Origin of the sequence: Streptomyces sp. NPDC047869 (assembly GCF_040704065.1) — a bacterium.
Taxonomy (GTDB): domain Bacteria; phylum Actinomycetota; class Actinomycetes; order Streptomycetales; family Streptomycetaceae; genus Streptomyces.
Genome location: NZ_JBEYRK010000021.1, coordinates 18,402 through 44,218, shown reverse-complemented (window position 1 = coordinate 44,218; position 25,817 = coordinate 18,402). Strand labels below are relative to the sequence as shown.

Here is a 25,817-nt window from a genome sequence, read left to right as displayed (position 1 = left end):
TTCTCACTGAAAGTGATGTGTTCGTGACTCTTCCCGGCGGCGACGACGACCGCGCCAGGGGCTCGGGTGACGATCCGAGCGCCGACGCGCAGGCGATCACCGATGCCGTGGAGCGTCTCGCGAACCTCTGGTCCGTCGCCGCCCAGGAGGCGGCCGTACGGCTGTCCCTCCACCAGCTGCGGGCACTCCGGGCGCTGGAGAGGGCGCCGGAGTCGAATCTCACGGGCCTGGCGGAGAGTCTCGACATAGGGCTGCCCACCGCCAGCCGGCTCTGCGACCGGCTGGAGGCCGCCGGTCTGCTGGACCGCGAGCTGCACCCGCACCGGCGCCGCGAGGTGCAGCTCAGGCTCACCGTCCAGGGGCGCCGGGTGCTGGCCGACGTGGCCCGCCGGCGCACTCAGGCCCTGGCCGGTGTGCTGGCGGTCATGCCGCCCGCGGAGCGGTCGGCGCTGGTCCGCGGCATGCGGGCCTTCCTCGGGGCCAACGGCGAGGGGCCCTCCCGGCCGCCGAAGACGCCGTAGAGTCAGCGACCGGACCCCGCCTCGCCGGGCTCGCGTCCCGTCCAGTCGAGGCAGACGACGGCGGCGTCGGCGAGGAGGCCTTCGTCGCCGACGTGTTCGATCAGTCCGGCGACGACCGACCGTGCGGCCTCGTGCGGCTGCGTCTGCCGGGTCGCGCCCAGGACCTGGCGCAGCACGCCCTCGCCGAACACCTCCCCGGTCACCGACCGGGTGCCGTGCACGCCGGTGCTGATGGCGACCAGGCGGTCGCCCGGCTCGACCTGGAAGGTCTGCTCCTCGTAGAGGGTCTCCTCGAACATCCCGAGCGGCAGCTGGGCCTCGAGCTCGACGCGTTCGACGGTCGTCCCGCGCTGACGGTAGAGCTGGGGCGACCCGGCGTCGACGGCGCGGACCGTGCCGGTGTCCAGGTCGAAGCGGAGCAGCAGGGTGGAGGCGTACGACTTGCCTCCGTACTGGGAGAAGAGCGCCTGGTCGGCGAGGCAGGCCTGGTCGGCGAGGCCGATGCCGGCGCGGCGGGCGTTGCGCAGCGCGCTCACGGCGAGGTTCGTGAGCAGGGAGGCCTCTATGCCCTCGCCCATGCCGTCGGTGACGGTGAGCGTGAGGTGGTCTGCGCTGGTGGACCAGTCGAAGTTGTCGCCGCCGATGGCGTAGGCCGGCTCCAGGTGGGCCCCGATGACGTACTCGTCGCGGGCGCAGCCGCGGCCCGGCAGGAGCTGCCACTGCATCTCGGCGGCGAGGGTGAGCCGGCGGGTGCGGCGGGCCTGGAGGTACAGGTCGGTGTCCCGGCCCGCCGTGGCGACCTCGTGGCCGAGGCCGGTGGCGAAGTCGCCGAGCCGCAGCACCGTGCCGGGGTCGGTGCCGGAGCCGGGGACCCGGACGGAGAGCACACCGAGGCGGTCGCCGCGGACGGTGATGGGCAGGTGGACCAGTTGCGTGGCCGGGTCGGCGGTGACCTCCACCACCGGGTTCTGGGTGGTGAAGGCGGTGCCGGCGGGGCCGTCGTGGGCGGAGACCGGTTCGCCCGTCAGCGGCAGGTGGGTGACGGGCTGCAGGACCGTCAGGCCGTAGTCGGCGAGCAGGAGCGTCACGTCCTGGGCGCCGAAGCGCTCGGCCAGCAGCCGGCCGGCGGTGGCCACCAGGGCGTGCGGCGGTACCGAGCGAAGCTGGGCTTCCGCGGACGGGACCGGTTCGGCGGCATTCACGGCGTCTCCATCCTCTTCCCATGTGACCTCCACGCTATCGTCCCGGTGCGGGAAGCGGCCCCCCGCTGTCAGGACGGAGCGGTGCGGCACAGCAGGATGCAGACGTCGTCGTCGCGTTCGGAGTCGTGCACCAGGGGCTTGAGCAGCGACTCGGCGCACCCGTCCAGGTCCTCCAGCACGGACTCGTCCAGTGCGGCCAGGGTCCGGCCGAGCAGTTCGATGCCCGGGTCGATGCCCTGGGCCCGCCGCTCCACCAGGCCGTCGGTGTACAGCACGAGCGTCGAGCCGGGCGGCAGTTCCGCCGTGTGGTCCGCGTACTCGAACGGGATGGGCACTCCGAGCATGACGCCGGGTCTGGTGTCCAGTACGCGCACGGTGCCGCCGGGCGCGCGGACCACGGCCGGGGGGTGTCCGGCGGCGGCCCACACGAAACGGGGATCGCCGGGCCGGAACCGGGCGATCACGGCGGTCGCGTAGAGGTTCGGCTGCTGGTGGCGCAGCATGCGGTGCAGGCGGGTGAGGATGCGGGCGGGGCTGTCGTCCTCGAGCGCGTAGGCCCGCAGGGCGGTGCGCAGCTGGCCCATGATGACTGCGGCGCGCAGCCCGTGTCCGGTGACGTCGCCGACCACGGTCAGCAGGCTGCCGTCGGGGTGCGGGAAGGCGTCGTACCAGTCGCCGCCTATGTTGAGTCCCCGGGTGGCGGGGAGGTAGCGGGCCGCCAGTCGCAGCCCCTCGGCGGGGGGCAGCTCGGTGAGCTGGGCGCGTTGCAGCGCTTCGGCGGTGTCCCGGTGCTGTTCGTAGCGGCGGGCGTTGTCCAGGGCGATGGCGGTGCGGCGGGCCAGTTCGACCAGCATCACGCTGGTGTCCGCGTCGAAGCGGTCACCGGGCGCGGTGAGGGTGAGCACGCCCGAGGTGCGGCGCACGGTGAGGGGGATGCTCAGCAGCGGCCGGTCCGGGGACAGCGCGGAGGGCGGCAGGTCGTCGACGCCGGGGAGGGCGCCGGGGCGTGGCCCGGCGTGCTGGGGGCGGTCGTGGCGGGCGGCCGTGACCGCCGCGGCGGAGTGGGCGGCGTCCGGTCCTGCCGGTTCGTCGAAGAGCCATACGTCGATCCCGCTCGCGTACTCGGGGACGAGCAGCTCCGGGAGGCAGCGCAGGATGTCCTCCTGGTCGAGGGACGCGGTCACGGCCGCGCTGGCGTCGGCGAGGAAGGTGAGCAGCCGCCGTGCCTTCTCGGCCTCGCCGCGGGCGGCTCGTTCGGCGTCGAGCAGGGCCCGCTGGGTGCGCGCGGCGGCGTCGAGTTCGGCGTGCAGGGCCAGCACGCCCTGGTTGGTCTGGTGCAGTTCCTCGCGGTGCAGGCGGAGCTGCCGCTCCGTCTCGTCCAGCCGGCGCAGGGCCGCCGCGGTCCGCTCGTCCGCCGCCAGGACCGCTTCCGCGTGCGCGGTCACGTCGGGGCCCGCCGGGCGGGCGTCCGGCGCGGTCACGGGCGTCCGGCCGGACGGTCGCAGGCCAGGACGGCCACGCAGGTGTCGTCGCGTACCGGGCTGGCGGCGCTGCTGGCGTCCCGCAGGACGGTCGCCGCGACCACGGCCGGGTCGTGGCCGAGGAGGCCGGGGTCCTCGGGCGGCACCCACCGGCTGGGCAGTCCGTCGCTGTGCAGCACGAGCAGGCTGCCCGGCCGCCAGGGCAGACGGTGCACGGGTACGGTCGCCGGGAACTGCGCGCCGACGATGCCGGGGTGGGAGACGAGGTGCTCCCACGAGCCGTCGGTGTGCAGCCGGGCGCCGATGTTGCCGACCCCGGCGAACGCCAGTTCCCCCCGGTCCGTGTCCAGTTGGGCCAGGGCGACCGCCGCCCCGCGGGTGGGCCGCAGGGCGGGGTGCATGAGCCGCAGGATCTCGTCGGGCGGCAGGTGCCCGGCACCGTGCAGGGCGTCGACCGCCGCGTCGGAGGCGTGGGCGGCCCTGGCTCCGTGACCGAGGCCGTCGGCGAGCATCAGGGTCGTGCGGGAGTCCGACCGGACGCAGCTCCAGGCGTCCCCGGAGTGCTCGGCCCGGGCGAGCGGGATGTTGATCCCGCCGGCCGCGCGGATGTCGCGGGTCAGCCGCGGCCCGGGGTTCTGGTGGACGCGGGCCACCGCGACGGTGCCCCGGCGGGTGCTGTACAGGTCGAACACGTCGGCGATGCGCCGGCAGGTGCCCAGGCCGGCGCCGAGTGACGCCTCGCTGGTGGTGTGGCCGTCCCGCAGGGCCGCGGCGACGTCGGGGATGCCGGGGCCGTGGTCCAGGGCGGCGAGCTGCACCGCCGGCCCGCGGGCGCCGGCCGTCGCGCGGTCGACGAGGCCGATCAGCACGGTGCCGCCGCCGGCGTGCTTGAGCAGGTTGGTCGCCAGCTCGGTGGCCACCAGGGCCGCGACCGCGGTGCGGTGCGCGTCGAGGCGGGCGTGGGAGCCCGCCTCCTCGGTCGCCACCCGGACGTCGCGTACCCGGGTGGAGTCGTGCACCGGGACGGTCCAGACGCGTGTCATCCGACGGACCCCGGCCGGGCGGCGGGGACGCCGGTGACCCAGGCGACGAGGGTGACGACGGTGCCCTTGCCGGGCGTGGTGTCGATGGTGAACTCGTCCACCAGCCGCCTGGCTCCGCTGAGGCCGAGTCCGAGGCCGCCGCCGGTGGTGTAGCCGTCGGTCGTGGCCAGTTCGACGTCGCGGATGCCGGGGCCGGAGTCGACGAAGGACAGCCGCAGTCCGCGCGCCGGCGGGTTGGTCACCGGGGTGATCCGCGCCTCGCCGCCACCGCCGTGGATCAGGGTGTTCCGGGCCAGTTCACTGGCCGCGGTGACGAGCTTCGTCTGCTGCACGAGCCCGAACCCGAGTTCCGCCGCGAACCGCCGCACCTGATGGCGGACCCATGCGAGGTCCGCGTCCGAGCCGATGGGCAGGCTCGTCGCGGTGACGGGGTCGGAGGCCGGCGTCATGCGCGCTCCGCGGCTTCGCCCGGGCCGGCCGCGGAGGCGTCCTGCCGGAGCAGCTCGAAGGCACGGTCGACGTCGAGGGCGGTCACCACGCCGGGCAGGGTCAGGCCCAGCTCGACCAGGGTGATCGCCACGGCGGGCCCCATCCCGCACAGGACGGTACGTGCGGCCAGCAGGCGGGTGTTGGCGGCGATCTCCGCGATGACGCGGCCGAGGAAGGAGTCGACGATGTCGACGCCGGAGACGTCGATGACCACACCGGTCGCCTCGCTGTGGGCCACGCGGTGGGCGATGTCCTGCTGGAGCTGCTCGGCCACGCCGTCGTGCGGCTCCCCCTGGAGGGAGACCAGCAGGGTGTCCCCCAGCGCCAGGACCGGCACCGCGGCCAGGCTGCCCAGGAGGGGGGCGGGGACGGTCATCGCGGGGTCACACCGGCCGTACGGCGGGAGACCTCGATGCCCTGCCGGGAGAGGGCGTGGGCCAGGGCGTCGGCCAGCGAGCTGCGGGTGACGACCGAGCCCAGGTCGATGCCGAGGTGCACGATGGTCTGCGCGATGGCCGGGCGGATGCCGGAGACGACGCACTCGGCGCCCATGAGGCGGGCCGCGGCGACCGTCTTCATCAGGTGCTGCGCGACGAGCGAGTCGACCGTGGGCACGCCCGTGATGTCGAGGATCGCGTAGCGGGCGCGCTGCTCCACTACGGCCTGGAGCAGCGACTCCATGACCACCTGACTGCGGGCACTGTCCAGTGTGCCGATCAGGGGCACCGCGACGATGCCGTCCCACAGGCTGATCACGGGGGTGGCCACTTCGAGCAGCTGCTGCCGCTGCCGCGCGATCAGCTCCTCGCCCGCGCTGATCGTCGTCTCCATGATCACCAGACGCAGGGTGCCCATCAGGACGGTGAGCGCCAGCAGGGCGTCCCGCGCCTCGTCGCCGGACGGGTCCCGCGCCTCGCCCTGCAGCAGCTCGGCGGTCACCGTCCGCAGGCCCGCGGCCTCGTCCGCGATCTGGGCGGGGCTGTATCCGCTGCGGGCCCGGGACGCGGCCATGCGCCCGAGCTGCTCACGCGCCGAGTCGAAGCCCGGGGCCGCGACGTCCTCCAGCCTGCCGGTCGAGGCCACGTCCGCGAGGGCGTCCACCACGGCCTTGCAGGCCTCCACGGCCTCGTCGCGGGAGACGGTGAAGACCGTCCTGAACAGCGGCGCGTCCGCCCAGCGCTGGGCGATCTGCTCGCGACGGCGCTCCAGGAAGGCTCCCAGCCCCAGCGCCACCGTCCCGGCCGCCGCCTGCTCCGACACTCGCGTCATCTCCCTCGGGTACGGACCGTCGCGCCAGGCCCGGCACAACTCCGCCAATTATTGCCGCATGACAAGCATTAACGTCGCACGTGACCCGGAAACGACACAGCATCGACACATTCACGCCCGCGCCCCGGCGGGACGCGCTTCCGGCGGGCTCAGCGTCCGCGCCAGTCCAGACAGACGACCAGGGCGTCGTCCTCCGGGGCGGGCTGTCCGCGATGGCCGGTCAGCTCCCTCAGGATGGCACGCGGCACCTCGGCGGCCGGCAGCAGACGGGTGGACATGACCGCCCGGGCCAGCGCGGCGTCCCCGTACGCCTCGCCCAGGGGGGAGGCGACCGCGTAGACCCCGTCGCTGACGAAGACCAGCCGGTCGCCGGGCTCCACCTGGAACTCCTGGGTCACGTAGTCGGTCTCCTCGAACATGCCCAGCGGGAGCTGCGCCTCGAAGGTGACGCGCTCGACCACGCCGTCGCGCAGCCGCAGCAGCTGCGGGGAGCCGGCGTCCACCACCTTCGCCCGGCCCGTGGCGAGCTCGAAGTCGAACATCAGCACCGACAGATAGCAGCGCCCCCGGTAGTGGGCGTACACCGCCTGGTCGGCCAGCGCGGCCTGGTCGGGCAGGGCGAGGCCGGCCCGCCGGGCGTTGCGCAGTGCGTTGATGGCGAGGTTCGTCAGCAGGGAGGCCTCTATGCCCTCGCCCATGCCGTTGGTGACGTAGAGCATGAGGCGGTCCGCCGTGGCGGACCAGTCGAAGTTGTCGCCGTAGATCGCGTAGGCCGGCTCCAGCTGCGCACCGAGTTCGAACTCGGGCCGGGCGCAGGACCGGCCGGGCAGCAACTGCCACTGCATCTCGGCCGCCAGCGTCAGCCGGTCCTTCCGCCTCGCCTGCAGGTACACGTCCGTGTCGCGTTCGGCCACGACCACCTCGTGCCCGAGCACCTCGGCGATGTCCGCCAGCTCCCCCAGCAGACCGGGCGCGGCGTCCCCGTCCGGCAGGGCGACCGACAGCACGCCCAGCCGGTCCCCGCGCACGGTGACCGGCAGATGGACGCGCACGGAACCGCCCTTGGCGCTCTCCACGAACGGCTCCTGGGCGCCGAAGGCACGGCCGACGGTGCTGCCGTGCAGCGACACGGGCTCCGCGGTGTACGGCAGCTCCGACACCGGCTGCAGGACGGTGAGACCGTAGTCGGCCAGGAACAGCTCGACGGACTGAGCCGCGTACTCCTCGGCCAGCACCCGGCGCACGGCGTCGAGCAACTCGTCCGGGGCCGCCCTGCGCAGAGCACGCTCGGCGGTCACAAATCTGTTCACGATCTTAAATACACCCATCCTTCGGCGGACATGTACGGATCCCGCCCGGGCCGAGCCGCGCCGGCCGTCCGAACCATCTCTTGCCAATACCGGCACCTAGTACGCTGGCAACCGTCCCAGGTGCCTGCGAGAGTGTGACGGTGACTGTCTTCCGCCCCCGCCCAGAGCCTGTCGAGGTCGCCCACGTGACCTTGACGGCCGTGGAGTTGCTGGAAGTCCTGTGGGGCCGGGCGTCGACCGCGCCGGCCTCCCCGTCACAGATGCGTGTGCTGCTGATGCTCGAGCACCAGGACGGGATCAATCTGCGTACACTCGCCGATTCTCTCGCTTCCACGCCCCCGTCCACCAGCCGGCTCTGCGACCGGCTGGTGGCCGCCGGCTTCGTCGAGCGCGCCATCAGCCCCGCCGACCGGCGCGAGGTACGGCTGCATCTCAGCAACCGCGGCCGTGCCTTTCTCGACGATCTGCGCGCGCGCCGGGAGAAGGAGTTGCAGGCGGTGCTGGAGCGGATGCCCGCCGCCAAGCGCACCGCCCTCCTCGAAGGCCTGGAGGCGTTCTGCGACACGGCGGCGTCGCAGATACACCACGACGCCCCGCGCGCCGGCGACCGGACGGCCTGAGCGCGGGGCCGGACCACCGATCGCTCCGGCATGACGGGGCTCGGGTGGCCGGCACACGGAGTGATCTCCGCCAACCGGAACATTGCGGATCCTTCCCCGTGCGGTACGACTGGGCTACTTTGTTGCCTCACGGTCATAGTTGTCAAACGGCAACTGTTGGGGAGTCCAGGGCGCCTGGTCCATGAGCGGGGGAAGCGACCGCGCGGAGCGCGACGACGGGACCCGCCGGCCGTCCGGCCGGCGGGTCCCGGAGGTCAGACGGTGCTGAGCATGCCTTCGCGCAGCCGGCCCAGGAGGCGGGAGATCAGCCGGGAGACGTGCATCTGGGAGACGCCGAGGCGCTCGCCGATCTGGGCCTGGGTGAGCTCCTCGACGAAGCGCCAGTGGATGATCTTGCGGTCGCGCTCGTCGAGTTCCGCGATGAGCGGGGCGAGGGAGTGGAAGTCCTCGATCAGGCCGAGGGCGGCGTCCTCGTTGCCGATGAAGTCCGCGAGCGCGGCCTCGCCGTCCTCGCTGCCGCCGATCGTCGCGTCCAGGGAGGCCGAGGTGTAGCCGTTGGAGGCGAGCTGGGCCTCGACGACCTCGCTCTCCGGCAGGCTCATCAGCTCGGACAGTTCCTTGGTCGTCGGCGTCCGGCCCAGGCGGCTGCGCAGTTCCTCGTTGGCGCGGGCGAGTTGGACACGGGCCTCCTGGAGCCGGCGCGGGACGTGCACGGCCCAGGAGGTGTCGCGGAAGAACCGCTTGATCTCACCCACGATGTAGGGGACGGCGAAGGAGGTGAACTCGACCTCGCGGGACAGCTCGAACCGGTCGATCGCCTTGATCAGGCCGATCATGCCGACCTGGACGATGTCCTCCATCTCCTCCGCGCCCCGGCTGCGGAACCGGCCGGCCGCGTAGCGGACGAGGGACATGTTCATCTCTATCAGCGTGTTGCGCGCGTACTGGTACTCCGGCGTCCCCTCCGCCAGCACCGTCAGCCGGTCGAAGAACTGCTTCGACAACTCACGCGCGTCCTTCGGTGCGATCCTGGAAGGGTCCGCGATCTCCGGAACGTCCACCGTCTGCCCAGCGGTCCGTACGGCCGTCGTCACCATCCTGCGCCCCTCCCTGTCATTCTTGCCTGCCTGCGCGGGCACATCACCCGGCAAGCAGGCGCATACCCCGGCCTTCGGCGGGCATTCCTCGAACCTTCCTCAATTCACGCCCGACCCTCCACGATTCTCACACCTGCCTTCACCTGACCCACCCCGCTCGGTCCGTGCCGAGTCCGAGTCCGGCGGCCGGCACCGGCCAGGACTCCTCGAACTCGCCCCGCCACGCGGACCATCCGTGCGTCCCGCCCCGGTACAGGTGCGCCCGCACGGGCACGCCGAGGCCCGGCTGAGTTGCTGGGCGATGCCGAGGTTGGAGCGGCCGCCGGCCAGGTCACACCCGGTCCTCGCGGCACCGTTCGTCGAGCACGGTGACGAAAGCCGACGCGACGAGGGCGACGGCCCGGTCCTCGTCGTGGGCCAGTCGGCGCAGGGCCTCCCGTGCGGTGGTTCCCGGCAGTTCGACCAGCGCCTGGGTCAGGCGTATCCGCGTCGCGGAGTCCGCGTTGGGCGCGGCGAGTTCGCCGGCCAGCGCGGTCAGGACCCGGTCCGCGCACCCGTGGTCCCTGGAAAGCGTTCCCAGCACCTCCGCCGCGTCGACGTCGTGGGCGCCCTCGACCACCATGCCGACGAGTGCCGGCACCGCCCCGGTCACACCACGCCTGCCCAGCGTCAGAGCGGCGTGCCCGCGCACCGTCGGGTCCGGGTCCCCGAGGACGTCCGCGAGCACCGCCGTCGCACCCGGGGCCTCGGACATCGCGGCGATCGCCCGCACCGCGCGCCGACGGACGCCGGCGTCCTCCGAGCGCACGCCGGCGGCCAGTGCCGCCACGACGTCGCCGCCCGACCGGACGAGCGCCCAGCGCAGCGCGCCCGCGACGTTGGGATCGGACTCGGCCAGGACCGCCCGGACCAGCAGCTCGGCGGGGACCGCCACACCCTCCGGCCGGGCCAGGACGGCCTGTTGCCGGCGCGCGGCACTGGCCGAGTCGAGCCCCTGCATGAGTTCGACGATGCGCAGGACGTCGTGCCAGCCGCTGGGCGCCGACGCATCGACGGCGCGGAGCCGCTCGAGCAGCTCTCGTTCCCGCTCCAGGCGGTCCTCCGTCCACCGGATGAGGTCGCCGACCAAGGCGGACGGGGTGAACGCGGGGTCCTCCAGCGCCCGCCCGATCTGCTTGAGCGAGAGTCCGAGCGACCGCAGGCTCTCCACGTGGAAGATCCTGCGGACGTCCGCGGCGGAGTACTCGCGGTAGCCGCCGACGGTACGACCGGTCGGTCGCACCAGCCCCAAGGCGTCGTAGTGCCGGAGCATACGAGTGCTCACCCCCGAGCGACGGGCGACCTCGCCGATCAGCACTCCGCGGTCACCGCCGTCTCGGCGGTCTCGGAGGCCTCGGTGGTCTCGGAGGCCTCGGTGGTCTCGGAGGCCTCGGTGGTCTCAACGGCCTCAATAGCCCCCACGGCCTCGATCGTCCCTACGGCCTCGCCGGTTTCGGCGGTCTCCCGGGTCTCAGCTGCCGTGTCCCAAGTCTCAGCCGTCTCCGCGCCGTCCTTCCCGGCCGCGACGGCTTCCGCTCGTGCCGGGCCGAGTGCGACGACTCGCTTCGCCTCCTCGACCGCCGCGTCGAAACCGGTCTCCGGGTCCCGCCGGAGCAGCTCGGTGGCACGGGCGTGCGTGGCCACCACCGGGTCGGGGTCCGCGGCGGCCTTCTCGAGGGCGGGTGCGGTCACCTCTCCGAGGTCGACCAGGGCGCGGCTCAGGCTCAGCCGCACCTCGCGGTCACCGCGGCCGAGCTGCGTCGCCAGCTCGCCGGCCAGGTCCTCCTTGTCGTCCTCGGCCACGAGGACCACCGCGACGCGCCAAGCGGTCCGCGCGACCTCGTCGTCGGCGTCACGCAGCATGCCGCGCGTGATCCAGGCCCACGCGCTCCTGTCGCCGATCTTGGACAGTGTGTGCAACGCCTGACCGCGGGCCTGAGGGCGCCCGGAAGCGAGTTCCCGGCGAATCCGGGGCAGGGTGATCTCCGGCGGGAAGCGGGTCAGCGCCCAGGACAGCATGTCCCGCACGAAGAAGTCCGGTTCGACCGCGCACCGCTCGACGAGCGTCTCCAGCAGGCCGGTGTCAGGGTTCGTACCGGCCGCCAGGGCCGCCTGAAGCCGGACCGACGCGTCCTCGGCGCTCAGGGCATCGGCCGCACGGGCGCTCCGCGGGGTTCCGTTTGTCGGGTTGATCAGGACCACCTCCAGCACCCAGAGGACACCTTGTCACCATGTCAAGGTCAAGCCCGCGACCGGCGGACCGGAAGGTCCGCAACCGCGGCACGGGCGCCGTGTCGAGCGGGTGACCGGTTGCCGGTCCCCCGTCAGAACTTCGTGCCTCCTCCCCGGATGTCGTCCGCTTCGGCGTCGCGGCCGAGGGCCCTGAGAGATTTCACCAGACGGTTGCGCGTGCGTTTCGAGCCCGCGTAGTCCTTGCCCGCCGCGCACTCGAACCTCGGCAGCAGGGCCGCGTCGACGGCGCGCGCCGCCTCGTGGTCACCGAGCTCCTGGAGGGAGAGGGCGATGCTCTCCGCTACGCCGAGTGTCGGCAGGGCGTCCTCGCCGTACTCGAAGAGATGCCACCGGTGGACCATCTCGTAGAGGGACAGCGCGATCCGATGCTCCCCGAGCCCGGACAGGCTGTCCGCGAGGGTCTGCGTGGCCAGGATCGTCGTACTGTCATCGCTGCCGAGCCACAGCTCGCATCGCCGCAGGGTGTCCTGTGCCAGCTCGAACGCCGCCTGGTGGTCCGAGAGCTGGTTGAGACACGAGCCCAGGTTGCAGGCCGCGACGAGAGTGGCGACGTCGTCCGCGCCCGACTTCTGCGACCTCAGGGCCAGGATCCGTTCGAACAGGGGGCGGGCCTGCTCCGAGTCGCCACGGTCGTGCAGGCATGCGGCGAGTCGTTCGTTGGCCAGGATCGTGTCCTTGTGCGACTCCCCGAGCCGTACTTCCCAGTCCTTGAGGACGAGCTCCGCGAGCCGGACGCCGGGATCCGCGTTGTGGGAGTCGTAGTGGTAGTGAAGGAGGCGGATCAGCAGGGCGCGGAAGCGGTCCGGCTCGCTCGTCGGGACATCGGCCTCGACCAGGTAGCAGAGAAGGGTCTGGAAGTTCGCCGTGAGCAGTCCATACGAGTTCCAGGTGCTCGGGTCGTGCGGATCGAGGACCGGCAGCGCGGCCAGCCGGTCCCGGGCCGCGCGGCACACGTCATGGAGCCCGGCTCGATCAGCGGCGGGTGTCGCACGGAACAGGGCCACAACGTCCGCGTGGGCCTGCTGCACGGCGGGATCGACGGGACGGGTCATGACGGCCACCCGTTCCGGGCGGAGCCGGTGGCGACAAGGCGCGCGAGCCGGACGCCGTCCACGACCTCGGGTGCCGTGTTCTCGGGCGAGGTACAGGCGAGCCCGCGGGCAATGGCCGAGCCGAGCACGGCGAGCGCGTCGTCACCCAGTGCGTCGCGCAGCGCGTCGGGCTCGTGTCCCAGCAGTGACATGGTCAAGGACCAGTTACTCGAGGCGGTTTCGTAGAACTCCTGCAGGGCGACCGCCGGAGCGCTGCGCAGCAGGACGGGAAACAGGCGGGTCCTGACATCGCCGAGATGCGAGGCCCCGTCCTGCCACCCGAAAGAGGCGCCGGCGGCCTCGCGCAGCAGGGCGACGGGTTCCACGAGGTCACCCAGGGCGGGCGAGGCGGCGAGGACGGACAGGGCGTCCGCGCCGGTCGCGGAACCGGGCTCGGCCCGCGTCACGACCTCTGCGGCCAGTTCCCGCAGAGCGTCGCGGTTCTCCGGCCTGACGTCGACGGCGAAGGCGAGCAGTTCGGCGACCGCGGGCAGCGGACCCGCGTCGAGCATCTCCTCCAGCCGTCGTGTGAACGCGCGGCTCAGCGGGGAACCGGGGGCGGGTGCCACCAGATCGACGGCGGCGGCGTAGACGGGATCCTCGATCCGTACGCGCGACGCGCGCAGGACGTGCCCGGGCACCTCGCGGGCGAGGCGGAACTCCTCGTATGCGGCCGCTGCCGCGGCGACCCTGGCCGTCACGCTGCTCTGGTCGATCTCGGCCGTGAGGTTGTTCCAGTGGATCGGCCCGAACACCTCGTCGCGCCCCACGTCGTCGATCTCCAGGGCGACATGCACCGCGGACGCCCACGCGAGGAAGGAACTCCGGTGCGCCTGGGCCAGGTAGGACTGCCCCTGGATCGCCCGCATGTCGTCCTCCCGGCAACCCAGCGCGCGCACCGCCAGCTCGAAGCGGACCCGGTGGTCTGGGCGCGCGTAGGCCAATGCCTCGTCCTCCGCCTGCTCCCGGCCGCCGGCCCGCATCCGGAAGCCCGGCTCGTCCCCGGCCGTGCGTTCGAGAGCACCGCCGGCCGTCCACCGATGGTGCGGCAGGTCGCCGAGGGCACGGTCGACCTCCTTCGAGAACGCGTCCGCCTCGCGTCCATGACGAGAGGAGGCGGTCGGGCCGTGCGCGGCCAGGTGCAGGTCCGCGTAACCGATGGCTCGCTCCCCGGGATCCGCGATCGAGCGCACGAGGGCGGTCGCCCGTGTCATGTCCCGGCCCGCCAGGTGTTCCGCGAAGCGGCGCACCAGCCGGGCCGTGGTGCCGTGCGCGCCGAGTTCGACGGCGCGCAAGACATCGGCGGGCCGGCGGAAGAAGTGTGCACGGACATACGCGGCCCACTCCTCGCTCAGATTGAACATGGTCTGGGCCGCGATCATGTTCAGCTGGTCCCAGAGATTGTCGGCGGACGGCTCACGCGGTCCGGACGTCGCACTGGAGAAGCCCGCACCGGGACCGGCACTGCCGCGCAGCGGCACGGGACGTTCCGCCTCCCGCCGCATCTCTTCCAGAACTCCTTCCGCCTGGGCGCGCTCGCCCCGGGCGACGTGCAGATGTCCGATGCCGGCGAGCGCCGAGTACCGGTCGAGTCCGAAGATCTCGTGGTCCGGCCGCTTCGCCCCCTCCAGCCACGGCCAGTGGTCGAACGGGACGGTCTGCAGGATGCCCCGGGCCATCTGCGCCGCCCGTTCCAGGTCGTACTCCGCCATCCGCCGAACGACACCCAGCAGGGCACCGTCGAAGCGCACGCTGCGCAGCGGGTCGCCCCGCGGATCGCTCCGGCCCGTGACCGTGGTGTGGACCTCTTCGATGAGCCGCAGTTCTTCTGCGCGGCTCAACTCCCCGAGCGCCTTCATGGCGTCGAGCCGCGCCCACGGCGCCCACTTGCCGCGCGTCCCCGCGAGGTAGCGGTCGACCAGCGTCCGCGCGCGCTCGGGAGACCCCCACCGCGTCCACAGGCCCGCGCCGTCGAGGACGGCGTCTTCCGTCGCGCCGTTGCTCTCGACGGTGTCCAGGCGGGACAGGAGCAGACGAGCCGTGGTGCGGTCGGTGTCCGCCAACACGTGTGCCGCAGCGACCAGTTGGCCGGGGAGTTCCTTGTCCTCGCCGGCGGAGAAGACCTGTGCGCGCACCTGTCCGAGGAACTGCCGACCGGTGCCGGGATCGTGCCTCGCCCATGCGGCGGCCAGTCGCGCCAGGCCCAGGACATGCGTGGCCGGACCGGTGCTCTGCAGGCACCGCTCGGCCTCGTGCAGCAGCGCCATGGCGTCGACGCCGTCGGCGCGCTCGGCCAGGTCCAGGTAGTCGGCCCAGCGCGCACCGTCGATCCGGCCGATGAGGGCACGGGCCCTGTCCACGTCCTGCTCGGCGCCTGCGGCGGCGCGGTACACGGCGTCCAGGCTCTTGCCGGAGCGGGACTCGGCCCCCACCCTCTCCTGGCCGTGCCGCCACAGCCGCACCGCGCGCTCGGCATCGTGGGGCGCCAGCAGCCGTGCGGCCACCTCGGCGGCCCGGCGTGCCTCGAAGGCGTCATCACGGCGGCTGCCGTCACCGCGGACGGTGAGCGCGGACTCGACCAGAAGATCCCGCAACTCGTCGGCCGAGGGATCGCCGGGGCCGGGACGTGCGTACCGGAGGATCTCCGCGACGGCCGTGAACTGCCCCATCGAGGGTCTCATCCCGGCCGCGTGCTCCAGGGCTTCCTTGAGGCGGCCCAACCGGGCCATCAGGCCGAGCGCACGCGGCACCGGCGTGCCGCCGGAGCGCGCGACCCGGTGCCGGACCACGCCGAGATACGTCAGCGCGGGCAGCCCGGCAGCGACGGGCGCGCTGTCTGCGACGTGCCGGGCGATACCGTCGACGAGTTCGAGGAATCTGCTCTCGGCCCCGAATTCGGCGCGGACTGCTCGGCGCATACCGGGGCACACGAGATCGACGGCCTCGGCTAAGCTGCGCGGCCCGGCCTTGAGGACGTGGGCGGCGAGATGCGCCAGACCGTACCGGTCCACCCGCGTCCAGTCCACATCCGCCCAACTCGGCGCGGAACCTCGGTAGCTCCCCACGATCCGCTCGTGCCACTCGGCTTCGTCGACCCAGCATTCGGGATGTCCGTCCCGGGCTTCCCGGCCGACGAGGAACTCACTGATCGAGGGGTGGAAGAAGGCGATCCGGCCGCCTTGGCGGTCCAGCAACCAGCGCAGGCTCTCGAGAACCCGCTGCGCCTCCTTCGACGAGGGTGTGCCCGACAGCGCGAGCAGCCGATCCTCCGGCAGCGGCTCCCTGGCCACGGTCAGCACCCCGACGATCGGCCGCCCCACCCGCTCCCAGCCGACCGGCTCCCCGGCCCATGGCGTGAGAGCCTCGCGGGCCATCTCCACGAAGAACCCGTAGAGGCCGGTCAGGCTGCCCGGTACACCACTGAAGGCGAGCAGCCGGTCGACCAGTCCGTCGTCCTGCTGTGCGATGGCGTCGGTCAGCGCTCGCGCGTAGGTCGCCAGATACAGGAAGTTCCCCGCGGCCCTTTTGACCGCGTACTGCTTCGTGCTGCCGGAGAGTTGGTGTTTGGCGCGTTCCATGGCGAGGACTGCGTCCGTCTCCAGGACGCGGTCCGCATAGCTGCGCAGGTCTGCCACCACCTCGGGCGAACCGGCGTCGATGACCACCTCGGTGAGCTGCTCCTCTCGTGCCGACCTGAACAGCCGAAGCCCCGAGTGCGGTCGGGAGGTCACGACCACCCTGACGTTCCCGGGCAGTTCGGGAGAGCGGGCCAGCCAGTGCAGCAGCCTCTTGCGCGGCTCCACCGTGTCGTCGTCGGCTATCTCGTCCAGCGCGTCGAGCAGGATGACGATGCGGGCCTCTGGATCCTGCGCCGCCAGCACCCGGGCCGGACCGATCAGCGCCAGGTGCGCCAGGTTGTCGGGGTCGAGCAGACGGGGCTCCAGCCTGGCCGTGCCGATCTCGACGCCGCTGACCGTGCCCGCCACGTCACCGATGCGCTGTTCCAGTTCCAGGGCGGCGGTGCGCTGGAACGGCGACACGCTCAGGTCCTCGATCCTGATCCCGACCACGCGGCCCTCGACCTCGACGGAGTCGATGTGCTGCTTGATCACGACGGAGAGCTGCTCCAGCTCGAAGAGCTCGGGGCGCGCCTGAGCGAGCTGGTGCCCGACGGCCAGCAGGAAGGACTGGACGTCCCCGCCGGTGAGCGCGGTCCGGCTGTCCCGTCGGAAGAAGTAGCGCAGCCGGTCGGGGCGGGCCCGCGCCAATCCGGCGAGCAGGCTGGTCTTGCCCGCACCCGGTTCGCCCGTCACCAGGACGTACTGACCGCGCTCCGATTCCAGAGCCCGCTCGATCTCGTCGTACAGCCAGGTGCGCTCGACGAAGTCCCCTTCCGTACGGGCCCGGACCACGTCCTCGAAGGTGTGGCCCGGCCGGGCCTCGCGGGCGGTCACCTCGTGTTCCCGGCGCCGCGGATGTCCACCCCGACCACGGTCGCGCCGCGCTCCACACGACCGGCCTTCATCTCGCTCTCGACGCAGATCGCGGCATCCTCCATGCGCACCCCGGTCACGTCGCCCGCGACCGTGTCCGCCTCCACGCTGCTGCGCACCACGGCTCGGTCGCGTCCGCTCAGGGGCGCGACAGGAACCAGTGGCTGCCGCGCACCGGCGTCCGGGACCCAGATCCATGCCTCCCCGCGGTACTCCTTCTCCTCGACGTGTGCGTGACGGAACTCTTCCGGCGACAGGCTCGTGTGCATGCCGCGTACGACATCGTCGAAGACGCCGGCCGACACGGCGACGGCCAGACAGGCGTCCGGTGCCTCCGCCAGGGCGGCGCGCAGGGCCGCGCTGTCGAGGATCCGGCCGATCTCGACCGGGGCTCGGCCGACGAAACCGTTGGCGCCGGGCGACGCCGGGCCGAAGTGGACGGCGGCTCTGAGCCGGAGCCTGGCCTGCGGTATCCGATTGTGGTTGAAGGCGCGCAGTCCGCGGTGCAAAGCGGGCATGAAGCGGTCGATCAGAGCGGGCTCACAGGCCGTCTCGGGCAGGACGGCGAACACGGAGTCCCCGCCCTCCTGCGTGAGCCAGTCCGCGCGCCGCAGCTCGGCTTCGTCCGCCGCCGTCCCGAGCAACTCGGTGATCGCATGCTGGAGTTGGCGCTGCGTCACCGCGTCGGCGGCGCCGTAGCCCTTCGCGTCGACCGCCAGCAGGAGCCTGCGCCCGAACATGCCCGAGCGGCCTCGCTCTTCGCCACGGTTCGCTGTCATGACACCTCTCCCTACACACATTTGGATGCGGAGGCCGGCGTGATGCTCAAACCTGCTCGGAATCGACAGAGCTGATGCACAGCAGGCGGGCGCCCGCCCCCGTGCGGCGCCGACACAGCAGTCATACACCCCTGATCGGCAGGCAATCCTGTGGAAGTACGGAATGCGGGAATCCAGCGAGAACCCGCATTAAGGACTGGTTGGGACACACGATCGGTCCTTGACTTGCCTCAGCCGATCGACCACACGGTCGCAGTCCTTCCCAGGAGGTCTCCATGACGCCCGACGGACGGGAAGCCGCCAACCGCCCCGCGCAGTACATGTTCACCACGCTGCACACGACCCACCAGCACGCGGACGCCAAGGCCGGCATCCTGGCCGCGGCTCAGGCGGCGCTGGTCGGCACGACGGGCGTGTGGAGTCATGGAGCCGCACTCGCCTGGCAACGGGGCGGCGCGGCCGGGACGGTCGCCGGGGCGTTGCTGGCCTTGTTCGTCTGCGGCCTGATCGGCGGTGTCGCGTGCCTGGCGGCTGCGCTGCGTCCCCGACTGCTGCGGGACCCGCACGTCAACCGCTACAGCTTCGTCCAGTTGGCGGCGCGACCCTACGACCTGCCCTCCGACGAGACCCGCCCGAACGAGGCCGCCGACCGGCAGGAACTGTCGCGCACCATCCGGTTCCTCGCGCGCGTCGCCGTACGCAAGTACCGCTGGCTGACGAGAGCGTTGATGTGCACGGCCGTCATGGGTGTGGCCGCGGGTCTTGGTGTGATCCTCCAGTCGGCGACGGCCTGACGACGGCCCGGCTACGGCAGTTCCCGCGCCAGATCGGCGAGGTGCCGCAGGCGGGGCAGGTCCCGGATGGTGGTGGAGCGGTAGCCGGTCTCCAGCAGGCCCTCCTCGCGCAGTTCACGCAGCACCTTGTGGACGGTCGTCTCGGCGGCGCCGACCAGTGTGGCCAGCTCCGGCTGGGTCAGCCGGCAGCCCACCACCACGCCACCGGCACCGGGCGTTCCGTAGGACACGGCCAGTTCCACCAGCAGCCGGGCCAGCCGCTCCTTCGCCTGGTAGCCACGGAAGTCGAGGCGCCGCTTGTTCGCCCACCGCAACCGGTCGGCGACGAGAGCGGTCAGGGCCATGCTGATCTCGGGGCGGCGCAGCAGCAGTTCCCGCAGGACGCCGCTGGACAGCACCCGGGCGGTCAGTGGGCCGCAGGCGATCACCGTCGCGGAGCGCGGGGCGCCGGTCATCATGGCCATCTCGCCCACCGTGTCCCCGGCGGCCCTGACCGCGAGCAGCGAACTCTCACCGTTCTCCACGGTCGCCGTGACCTTGGCGAAACCGGACAACAGCAGGAGTACGTGCTGATCGAGCGTCCCCTCCCTGAGCAGCACCGCGTCCGCCTCGAACCGCACCTGGGTCCCCGAGCCGAGCAACTCACGCCGTGCCGGGTCCGGCACCATCCCCAGCAGGCTCCGCGTGGGCCACGGCCCGGATCCGATCGGCACATCCATACGTATTCCCCGTATCCATGGGCCGTGGTTCACGTCCTGCACTCACGGAAACACGTCGACGCGACCCGCCCGGAACCTGACCGATCAGGAAAATAGCAGCTCAGGCACCCTTTGCTGAGGGCTCGAGAATCGCCACGCACTCCACATGATGCGTCATCGGGAACAGGTCGAACGCCCGCAGCGTCCGCACCCGGTACCCCCCGTCGCGGAAGTACCCCAGGTCTCGGGCCAGGGCGGCCGGGTCGCAGGCGACGTAGGCGATGCGGCGGGCGCCGAGGGAGGTGAGGTGGTCGACGGTCCGGCGGCCGGCGCCGGCGCGGGGCGGGTCGAGGACGATGAGGTCGACCTCCGTGATGCCGGTGCGCGGGAGGACGGACTCGACCTTGCCCTGTTCGACGCGGACCCGCGGGAAGCCGGCCAGGTTGTGCCGCGCGTCCTCCACCGCCCGCTTGCCGGACTCGATGCCGAGAACCGCGCCCTTCTCGCCGAGACGGTCGGCCAGGGCGCCGGCGAACAGGCCCACGCCGCAGTAGAGGTCCAGGGCCATCTCGCCCTTGCGGGGCAGCAGGCCCTGCATGACGGCCTTGACGAGGGTGTCGGCGGCCTTCGGGTGGACCTGCCAGAAGCCGCCGCTGCCGACTCGGTAGGTGTGGTCGTCGGCGCGCTCGCGCACGAACGCGCGGCCGTGGACCCGGTGGATGCCGCCGTCCTTCTCGTCCACGCGCATCACGGAGACGGGCCGGTCGAGCTCGACCAGGGGCAGCCGGGCGCCGGGCCGCGGCTCCAGGATCACCATGCGGTCCTGGGAACCGGTCGCGGCGATCGCCTCGACGGAGGCCATGCCCGCCCAGTCCCGGTCCTCGATGCCGAGCTCGCTGACCCCGGGCGCGGCGATCATGCAGTGGTCGATCGGCTCGACCTCGTGGGAGCGGTGGCGGCGCAGTCCGGCGTTGCCGTCGGCGTCCACCGCGTACTGGACCCGCGTCCGCCACTGCGGCACCTGGCCCGCGGGCAGCTTGTCGCCCTCGGCCGGCACCACCGTGCCGTCCCAGCCGGCATCCTCGGGGGTGAGGCCCGCGAGCCGCTGGAGCTGCTCGGCGATCACCTCGCCCTTCAGGCGGCGCTGGGCGCCCGGCTTGGCGTGCTGCCAGTCGCAGCCGCCGCAGCGGCCGGGGCCGGCGTAGGGGCAGGGCGCCTCGATGCGGTCCTTGGACGCGTCGAGGATCTCGACGGCGTCCGCGCGCAGGAAGCGGGCGCCCTCCTCGCCCTCGGTCACCCGGGCCACCACCCGCTCGCCCGGCAGCGCGTGCCGGACGAACAGCACCTGGCCCTCGGCGGTACGGGCGATGCAGTGGCCGCCGTGGGCGACGGGGCCGATCTCGACCTCGTACTCCTCGCCCACCAGAGACTTCGTCGGTTCTGTCTGCATGGTGGGGTGACTCCAGATCGGGAAGGGGAGAGGCCGCAGCCGGTGGGCCTGACAACAGCCCACCAGTCTACGGCCTCTCCTGGATGCCTCGACGCCTCAGTCCTTGGCGGCCGGCTCCTTCGGGCGTTCGACCGCCGGGCCACGGCGGACCGCGCCGGGCGCGTTCCAGTCCTGCCGCCTGCGGGCCCGCAGCTTGGCCGCCTCGGAGGACGCCAGCTGGTAGGGCACGGAGGTCACCATCACGCCCGCGGTGAAGAGCAGACGGCCCTTCAGGCGCAGGGCGCTCTGGTTGTGCAGCAGGTGCTCGTACCAGTGGCCGACCACGTACTCGGGGATGATCACGGAGACCGCGTCGCGCGGGGACTCCTTGCGCAGGCCCTTGACGTACTCGATGATCGGCCGGGTGATCTCGCGGTACGGCGAGTCGAGGACCTTCAGCGGTACGTCGATCCCGCGCCGCTCCCACTCCTCGCGCAGCGCCTTGGTCTCCGCCGGGTCGACGTTGACGGTGAGCGCCTCCAGGGTGTCCGAGCGCATCAGCTTGGCGTAGGCCATGGCGCGCAGGGTGGGGCGGTGGATCTTCGAGATCAGGACGACCGAGTGCACCCGGGAGGGGCGGACGCTGTCGTCGCTCGGCCCCTCGGGCGCGGCGATCTCGTCGGCCACGCGGTCGTAGTGCTTACGGATCGCGGTCATCGTCGCGTAGAAGATGCACATGCCCAGCAGGGCGACCCAGGCGCCGTGCGTGAACTTGGTGACCAGGACGACGACCAGCACCAGGCCGGTGAAGAAGGCGCCGAAGGCGTTGATCGCGCGGGAGCGGATCATGTGGCTGCGGGCCGACGGGTTCTTCTCTACCGCCAGGTGGCGGTTCCAGTGCCGGACCATGCCGGTCTGGCTCAGCGTGAAGGACACGAACACGCCGACGATGTAGAGCTGGATGAGGCGGGTGGAGTCCGCGCCGTAGATGATCACGAGCAGCGCGGCGGCGCCCGCGAGCAGCACGATGCCGTTGGAGAAGGCGAGGCGGTCGCCGCGGGTGTGGAGCTGGCGCGGCAGGTAGCGGTCCTGGGCGAGGATCGAGCCGAGCAGCGGGAAGCCGTTGTACGCCGTGTTCGCCGCCAGGAACAGCACCAGGGCGGTGGCGGCCGCCAGCAGGACGAACAGGAAGCTGCCCTTGCCGAACACCGCCTCGGCGACCTGGGAGATCACCGGGTTCTGGACGTAGCCGGAGCCGACCGGGCTGCCGTTGTGGATCAGGTCGGTGGCCGGGTGCTCGGCCATGCGGACGTTGGTCGCCATGGCGAGGGCGATGATGCCGCAGAACATGGTCACGGCCAGCAGGCCCATCATCGCGAGCGTGGTCGCGGCGTTCTTCGACTTGGGCTTGCGGAAGGCCGGGACGCCGTTGGAGATGGCCTCCACACCGGTCAGCGCGGCACAGCCGGAGGAGAAGGCGCGCAGCATCAGGAAGACGAGGGCGAAGCCCGCGAGGCCCTGATGCTCGGCCTTGATGTGGTAGTCGGCGGTCGGCGCGGACATGGTGTCGCCGAGGACCAGGCCCCGGAAGGCGCCCCACGCGATCATGATGAAGACGCCGCCGACGAACACGTAGGTCGGGATCGCGAAGAGCTTGCCCGACTCCTTCACGCCGCGCAGGTTCATCAGCGTCAGCAGGACGATCACGGCGGTCGCGCAGAACACCTTGTGCTCCACGACGAAGGGGACCGCGGAGCCGAGGTTCTCGATGCCGGAGGCGATGGAGACGGCCACGGTCAGCACGTAGTCGACGAGCAGCGCGCTGGCCACGGTGAGGCCGGCCTTGGGCCCCAGGTTGGTGGTGGCGACCTCGTAGTCGCCGCCGCCGCTCGGGTAGGCGTGCACGTTCTGCCGGTAGGAGGCGACCACGGTGAACATCAGCACGACGACCGCGACGGCGATCCAGGGGCTGAAGTGGTACGCCGACACGCCCGCGATGGACAGGACCAGCAGGACCTCCCCCGGCGCATAGGCGACGGAGGACAGCGGGTCGGAGGCGAAGACGGGGAGGGCGATGCGCTTCGGCAGGAGCGTTTCGCCCAGCCGGTCGCTGCGCAGTGCGCGCCCGATCAGGATCCGTTTGGGCACGTCGGTCAGTTTGGACACGACAGAGGATCGTAGGCCTTCGAACAGGCACCCGCCCACCCGGCGTCCCGGTTCTGCCTCACGAGTGAAATCGTACGCGCACCGAACTGCGGATTCCGCGGTCCGTGCGCCCGGCGTGCCTAGATGGCAGATCCCGGTCGTCACAGCACCTCGGAGGTCCCATGCCCGCGACCGCAGAGCTGATCGGGGCCACCGTCGCCCTGGTCGGCCTCGGAATCCTGACCCTGTGCAGCGTGCGCAGCATCACGCGCCGCAGGAGCGCCGCCGTGGATCCCCGGCGGTGACCGGCGGCGGCGGTCCGGGAAACCTCCGCACCGGGGGTGCCCACCCCGAACCGCCCGTGTGTAGCTTTGGGCGTCGGTCTGAGACCCTGATGCTGAGCAGTAACTTTTGGACACCGGAAGGACGGTCGTGCACATCGTCATCATGGGCTGCGGAAGAGTGGGTTCCGCTCTTGCCCAGACCCTGGAGCAACAGGGGCACACGGTCGCCGTGATCGACCAGGACCCCACCGCCTTCCGTCGGCTGGGCCCGGGCTTCGGGGGTCGCCGCGTCACCGGCGTCGGCTTCGACCAGGACACGCTGCGCGAGGCGGGCATCGAGGAGGCCGGCGCGTTCGCCGCGGTCTCCAGCGGTGACAACTCCAACATCATCTCCGCGCGCGTGGCCCGCGAGATGTTCGGTGTGGAGAACGTGGCGGCCCGTATCTACGACCCCCGCCGCGCCGAGGTCTACCAGCGCCTGGGCATCCCCACCGTGGCCACGGTCCGCTGGACCGCCGACCAGATGCTGCGCCGACTGCTGCCCTCGGGCGCCGAACCGCTGTGGCGCGACCCCACCGGCGGTGTCCAGCTCGCCGAGGTGCACGCCTCCGCAAAGTGGGTCGGCCACAAGATCAGCACGCTGCAGGAGGAGACGGGCGTCCGGGTGGCGTTCCTGACCCGCCTGGGCGAGGCGATCCTGCCGACGTCGCAGACGGTGCTGCAGGAGGGCGACCTGGTGCACGTGATGATGCGGACGGACGAGGTCGAGAAGGTCGAGGCGGCGTTCGCCGGGGGCCCGGAAGAGGAGAGCGGTCACTGATGAGGGTCGCCATTGCCGGAGCCGGCGCCGTCGGCCGCTCGATCGCGGGCGAGCTGCTCGAGAACGGCCACGAGGTCCTGCTCATCGACAAGGCCCCGACCGCCATCTCGGTGGAGCGGGTGCCCCAGGCGGAGTGGCTGCTGGCCGACGCCTGTGAGATCACGTCCCTGGACGAGGCGGCGCTGCAGCGCTGCAACGTGGCGATCGCCGCGACCGGTGACGACAAGGTCAACCTGGTCGTCTCGCTGCTCGCCAAGACGGAGTACGGCGTTCCGCGCGTCGTCGCCCGGGTGAACAACCCGAAGAACGAGTGGCTGTTCAACGAGGCCTGGGGCGTGGACGTGGCCGTCTCCACCCCGCGCCTGATGTCCGCCCTGGTCGAGGAGGCGGTGAGCGTCGGCGACCTGGTCCGGCTGCTCCGCTTCAGCCACGGCGACGCCAACCTGGTGGAGCTGACCCTGCCCGAGGAGTCGGCCCTGGCCGGCACCCAGGTCGGCGACGTGGAGTGGCCGCAGGACACCTCCCTGGTCACGATCATCCGCGGTACGCGGGTGCTGACCCCGTCCCGGGAGGACTCCCTGGAGCCGGGCGACGAACTCCTCTTCGTGGCCGCGCAGGCCCGCGAGGAGCAGCTCGAGGAACTGCTGTCGGTCCGGCGCGAGGACTGACCGCGCGCAAGGCAGAGGAAAGGGCGCCCTTGGCATCAAGGGCGCCCTTCCTTTTCGTACGAAGGCTGTACGGCGGCTCGCTACGCCTCCCGGCGGTGCCGTCCGCCGGCCGGCTCGCCGTTCTCCGCGGCCAGGGCGGCCCGGCGCTCCTTCTCGGCCTGCTCCTCGGCCTCCATCTCCGCGAACACGTCGATCGGCGCGGGCGCCTTCGCCAGGAACACCCAGGTCAGGTAGACCGCCAGCAGGAACGGCGGGATCTTCAGGGTGACCAGCACCCAGCCGAGCTGGGTGGTGTCGGCCCACCAGTACAGCGGGAAGAGGATCGCGCACTTGGCGAGCAGGATCAGCCCCCAGGCCCAACTGGCCTTGGCGTAGGCCTTCTTGCGGCCGGGGTTGCGGGTCCGCCAGGAGAGGTTCTCCTTGAAGACCGGGCCGAGGATGAGGCCGATCAGCGGCACACCGGCGAGGGTCGTGATGATGTAGGCGAGCGCCAGGCCCAGCGTGTAGAGCATGCCGGGGAGGTAGAAGTCCTTGGCGTTGCCCGTGAACATCGCGAAGACCACGCCGAACGCCACGCCGAAGACACCGCTGAAGGCGTGCTTGACGGTGTCCTTGCGGACCAGCCGGACCACGACCAGCACCAGGGACAGGGCCAGCGCGGCGATCGCGGAGAAGTGCAGGTTCTTGTTGATCGTGAAGATCGCGACGAAGAGGAGACCGGGCAGCACCGTCTCGACCATGCCGCGGACACCGCCGAACGCCTCGAACAGCGCGGCCTCGGTGACCGCGCGTGCGTCGTCCGACCGGGTCTCATCGGTGTCTTGGGTCGGCTTGTCGAGGGACGTCACCGGCTACTCCCGTCCAAGGGGTCGCAGTTCGTACTTCGGATTGAACAGCACCCGGCGGCCCCGACTCATGGAGATCCGGCCCGATGCGATCAGCTTGCGTCCGGGTTCTATCCCCACGATGGAGCGCCTGCCGAGCCACACCACGTCCAGAGCGGCGGAGCCGTCGAACAGCTCGGCCTCCAGGGCCGGGACTCCCGCGCGTGGCCGCAGGGTGACCGTGCGCAAGGTACCAGTTACCGTGACGATCTGCCGGTCGCGGCAGTCACCGATCCGGGTGCAGCCCGCCGTCTCGGCGTCCTCGCGCAGCTCCTCCGACTCCAGGTCCTCCTGCGAGGAGGAGAGCCGGTCGAGCATGCGCCGGAACCGGCCGGCCGGCTTCTGGGAACGAGGAACAGCACTCATACAGGAAGCGTACCGGGGTGCGCCTACACCGCCGTAGCCCAG

23 protein-coding genes and 1 pseudogene are annotated in these 25,817 nt (G+C 72.0%); 6 read left to right on the top strand and 18 right to left on the bottom strand.

Features of this window, described 5'->3' with window-relative positions; translation table 11 throughout:
* The first annotated feature begins 17 nt into the window (after nucleotides 1-17).
* Complete coding sequence (locus tag AB0924_RS25350; RefSeq protein WP_358934738.1) at nucleotides 18-521, top strand: MarR family winged helix-turn-helix transcriptional regulator; 504 nt, start codon at nucleotides 18-20, stop codon at nucleotides 519-521.
* Between the two features lie 2 nt (nucleotides 522-523).
* Here the strand turns inward: AB0924_RS25350 and AB0924_RS25345 are convergent, their stop codons facing one another.
* The 7 genes from AB0924_RS25345 to AB0924_RS25315 all read right to left on the bottom strand — a co-directional run bounded on the left by AB0924_RS25345 (nucleotide 524) and on the right by AB0924_RS25315 (nucleotide 7,315).
* A complete protein-coding gene (locus AB0924_RS25345; protein ID WP_358934736.1) occupies nucleotides 524-1,723 on the bottom strand; it encodes a PP2C family protein-serine/threonine phosphatase in 1,200 nt (399 codons plus the stop codon).
* A gap of 68 nt (nucleotides 1,724-1,791) precedes the next feature.
* Complete coding sequence (locus AB0924_RS25340) at nucleotides 1,792-3,204, bottom strand: GAF domain-containing SpoIIE family protein phosphatase (protein WP_358934734.1); 1,413 nt, start codon at nucleotides 3,202-3,204, stop codon at nucleotides 1,792-1,794.
* Complete coding sequence (locus tag AB0924_RS25335; protein ID WP_366912601.1) at nucleotides 3,201-4,247, bottom strand: SpoIIE family protein phosphatase; 1,047 nt, start codon at nucleotides 4,245-4,247, stop codon at nucleotides 3,201-3,203. The genes AB0924_RS25340 and AB0924_RS25335 overlap by 4 nt, the downstream gene beginning before the upstream one ends.
* Nucleotides 4,244-4,696 carry an ATP-binding protein gene (locus AB0924_RS25330; protein WP_358934730.1) on the bottom strand — a complete coding sequence of 151 codons (453 nt, stop codon included), beginning with the start codon at nucleotides 4,694-4,696 and terminating at the stop codon, nucleotides 4,244-4,246. Before AB0924_RS25330 ends, AB0924_RS25335 begins: the two co-directional genes overlap by 4 nt.
* Nucleotides 4,693-5,112, bottom strand: coding sequence for an STAS domain-containing protein (locus tag AB0924_RS25325; RefSeq protein ID WP_358934728.1), 420 nt, complete (start codon nucleotides 5,110-5,112; stop codon nucleotides 4,693-4,695). Before AB0924_RS25325 ends, AB0924_RS25330 begins: the two co-directional genes overlap by 4 nt.
* The gene (locus AB0924_RS25320; RefSeq protein WP_358934726.1) at nucleotides 5,109-6,005 is read right to left on the bottom strand and encodes an STAS domain-containing protein; all 897 of its coding nucleotides are present in this window, start codon (nucleotides 6,003-6,005) and stop codon (nucleotides 5,109-5,111) included. The genes AB0924_RS25325 and AB0924_RS25320 overlap by 4 nt, the downstream gene beginning before the upstream one ends.
* A gap of 149 nt (nucleotides 6,006-6,154) precedes the next feature.
* On the bottom strand, nucleotides 6,155-7,315 hold the full coding sequence (locus AB0924_RS25315) for a PP2C family protein-serine/threonine phosphatase (protein WP_358934724.1): 1,161 nt from the start codon (nucleotides 7,313-7,315) through the stop codon (nucleotides 6,155-6,157).
* 185 nt (nucleotides 7,316-7,500) lie between these two features.
* Here AB0924_RS25315 and AB0924_RS25310 point away from each other — a divergent pair, with 185 nt between their 5' ends.
* Nucleotides 7,501-7,935 carry a MarR family transcriptional regulator gene (locus AB0924_RS25310; protein WP_358934722.1) on the top strand — a complete coding sequence of 145 codons (435 nt, stop codon included), beginning with the start codon at nucleotides 7,501-7,503 and terminating at the stop codon, nucleotides 7,933-7,935.
* A gap of 254 nt (nucleotides 7,936-8,189) precedes the next feature.
* Here AB0924_RS25310 and AB0924_RS25305 read toward each other — a convergent pair whose 3' ends face one another.
* From AB0924_RS25305 to AB0924_RS25280, 6 genes and pseudogenes are all read right to left on the bottom strand, one after another.
* Nucleotides 8,190-9,032 carry an RNA polymerase sigma factor SigF gene (locus AB0924_RS25305; RefSeq protein ID WP_358934720.1) on the bottom strand — a complete coding sequence of 281 codons (843 nt, stop codon included), beginning with the start codon at nucleotides 9,030-9,032 and terminating at the stop codon, nucleotides 8,190-8,192.
* Nucleotides 9,033-9,363: 331 nt separating this feature from the next.
* A complete protein-coding gene (locus tag AB0924_RS25300; protein WP_366912600.1) occupies nucleotides 9,364-10,389 on the bottom strand; it encodes a MerR family transcriptional regulator in 1,026 nt (341 codons plus the stop codon).
* 215 nt (nucleotides 10,390-10,604) lie between these two features.
* Nucleotides 10,605-11,282 (bottom strand): annotated as a pseudogene (locus AB0924_RS25295) (HEAT repeat domain-containing protein); the annotation flags it as partial.
* A 113-nt stretch (nucleotides 11,283-11,395) separates the two neighbouring features.
* A complete protein-coding gene (locus AB0924_RS25290) occupies nucleotides 11,396-12,376 on the bottom strand; it encodes a tetratricopeptide repeat protein (RefSeq protein ID WP_366912599.1) in 981 nt (326 codons plus the stop codon).
* On the bottom strand, nucleotides 12,373-16,869 hold the full coding sequence (locus AB0924_RS25285) for a hypothetical protein (RefSeq protein WP_366912598.1): 4,497 nt from the start codon (nucleotides 16,867-16,869) through the stop codon (nucleotides 12,373-12,375). The genes AB0924_RS25290 and AB0924_RS25285 overlap by 4 nt, the downstream gene beginning before the upstream one ends.
* Nucleotides 16,866-17,687 carry a hypothetical protein gene (locus tag AB0924_RS25280; RefSeq protein ID WP_358934709.1) on the bottom strand — a complete coding sequence of 274 codons (822 nt, stop codon included), beginning with the start codon at nucleotides 17,685-17,687 and terminating at the stop codon, nucleotides 16,866-16,868. The genes AB0924_RS25285 and AB0924_RS25280 overlap by 4 nt, the downstream gene beginning before the upstream one ends.
* Before the next feature lie 275 nt (nucleotides 17,688-17,962).
* Here AB0924_RS25280 and AB0924_RS25275 point away from each other — a divergent pair, with 275 nt between their 5' ends.
* Entirely contained in the window at nucleotides 17,963-18,481 is a 519-nt protein-coding gene (locus AB0924_RS25275) for a Pycsar system effector family protein (protein ID WP_366912597.1), read from the top strand.
* A gap of 11 nt (nucleotides 18,482-18,492) precedes the next feature.
* Here the strand turns inward: AB0924_RS25275 and AB0924_RS25270 are convergent, their stop codons facing one another.
* From AB0924_RS25270 to AB0924_RS25260, 3 genes are all read right to left on the bottom strand, one after another.
* A complete protein-coding gene (locus tag AB0924_RS25270; protein WP_358934705.1) occupies nucleotides 18,493-19,149 on the bottom strand; it encodes a Crp/Fnr family transcriptional regulator in 657 nt (218 codons plus the stop codon).
* 151 nt (nucleotides 19,150-19,300) lie between these two features.
* Entirely contained in the window at nucleotides 19,301-20,629 is a 1,329-nt protein-coding gene (locus AB0924_RS25265) for a class I SAM-dependent RNA methyltransferase (protein ID WP_366912596.1), read from the bottom strand.
* Nucleotides 20,630-20,725: 96 nt separating this feature from the next.
* On the bottom strand, nucleotides 20,726-22,774 hold the full coding sequence (locus tag AB0924_RS25260) for an APC family permease (RefSeq protein WP_358934701.1): 2,049 nt from the start codon (nucleotides 22,772-22,774) through the stop codon (nucleotides 20,726-20,728).
* A gap of 161 nt (nucleotides 22,775-22,935) precedes the next feature.
* Here AB0924_RS25260 and AB0924_RS25255 point away from each other — a divergent pair, with 161 nt between their 5' ends.
* From AB0924_RS25255 to AB0924_RS25245, 3 genes are all read left to right on the top strand, one after another.
* A complete protein-coding gene (locus tag AB0924_RS25255) occupies nucleotides 22,936-23,058 on the top strand; it encodes a hypothetical protein (RefSeq protein ID WP_358934699.1) in 123 nt (40 codons plus the stop codon).
* 127 nt (nucleotides 23,059-23,185) lie between these two features.
* Nucleotides 23,186-23,857, top strand: a complete 672-nt coding sequence (locus tag AB0924_RS25250; protein WP_358934697.1) for a TrkA family potassium uptake protein — start codon at nucleotides 23,186-23,188, stop codon at nucleotides 23,855-23,857.
* Nucleotides 23,857-24,525 carry a TrkA family potassium uptake protein gene (locus AB0924_RS25245; protein ID WP_358934695.1) on the top strand — a complete coding sequence of 223 codons (669 nt, stop codon included), beginning with the start codon at nucleotides 23,857-23,859 and terminating at the stop codon, nucleotides 24,523-24,525. Before AB0924_RS25250 ends, AB0924_RS25245 begins: the two co-directional genes overlap by 1 nt.
* A gap of 80 nt (nucleotides 24,526-24,605) precedes the next feature.
* On the opposite strand, the gene AB0924_RS25240 is transcribed toward AB0924_RS25245, so the two are convergent.
* Together AB0924_RS25240 and AB0924_RS25235 are read right to left on the bottom strand one after the other, a co-directional pair.
* Complete coding sequence (locus AB0924_RS25240; RefSeq protein ID WP_358934693.1) at nucleotides 24,606-25,373, bottom strand: DUF3159 domain-containing protein; 768 nt, start codon at nucleotides 25,371-25,373, stop codon at nucleotides 24,606-24,608.
* Nucleotides 25,374-25,376: 3 nt separating this feature from the next.
* Nucleotides 25,377-25,775, bottom strand: a complete 399-nt coding sequence (locus AB0924_RS25235) for an OB-fold nucleic acid binding domain-containing protein (RefSeq protein ID WP_358934691.1) — start codon at nucleotides 25,773-25,775, stop codon at nucleotides 25,377-25,379.
* Between the last annotated feature and the right edge of the window lie 42 nt (nucleotides 25,776-25,817).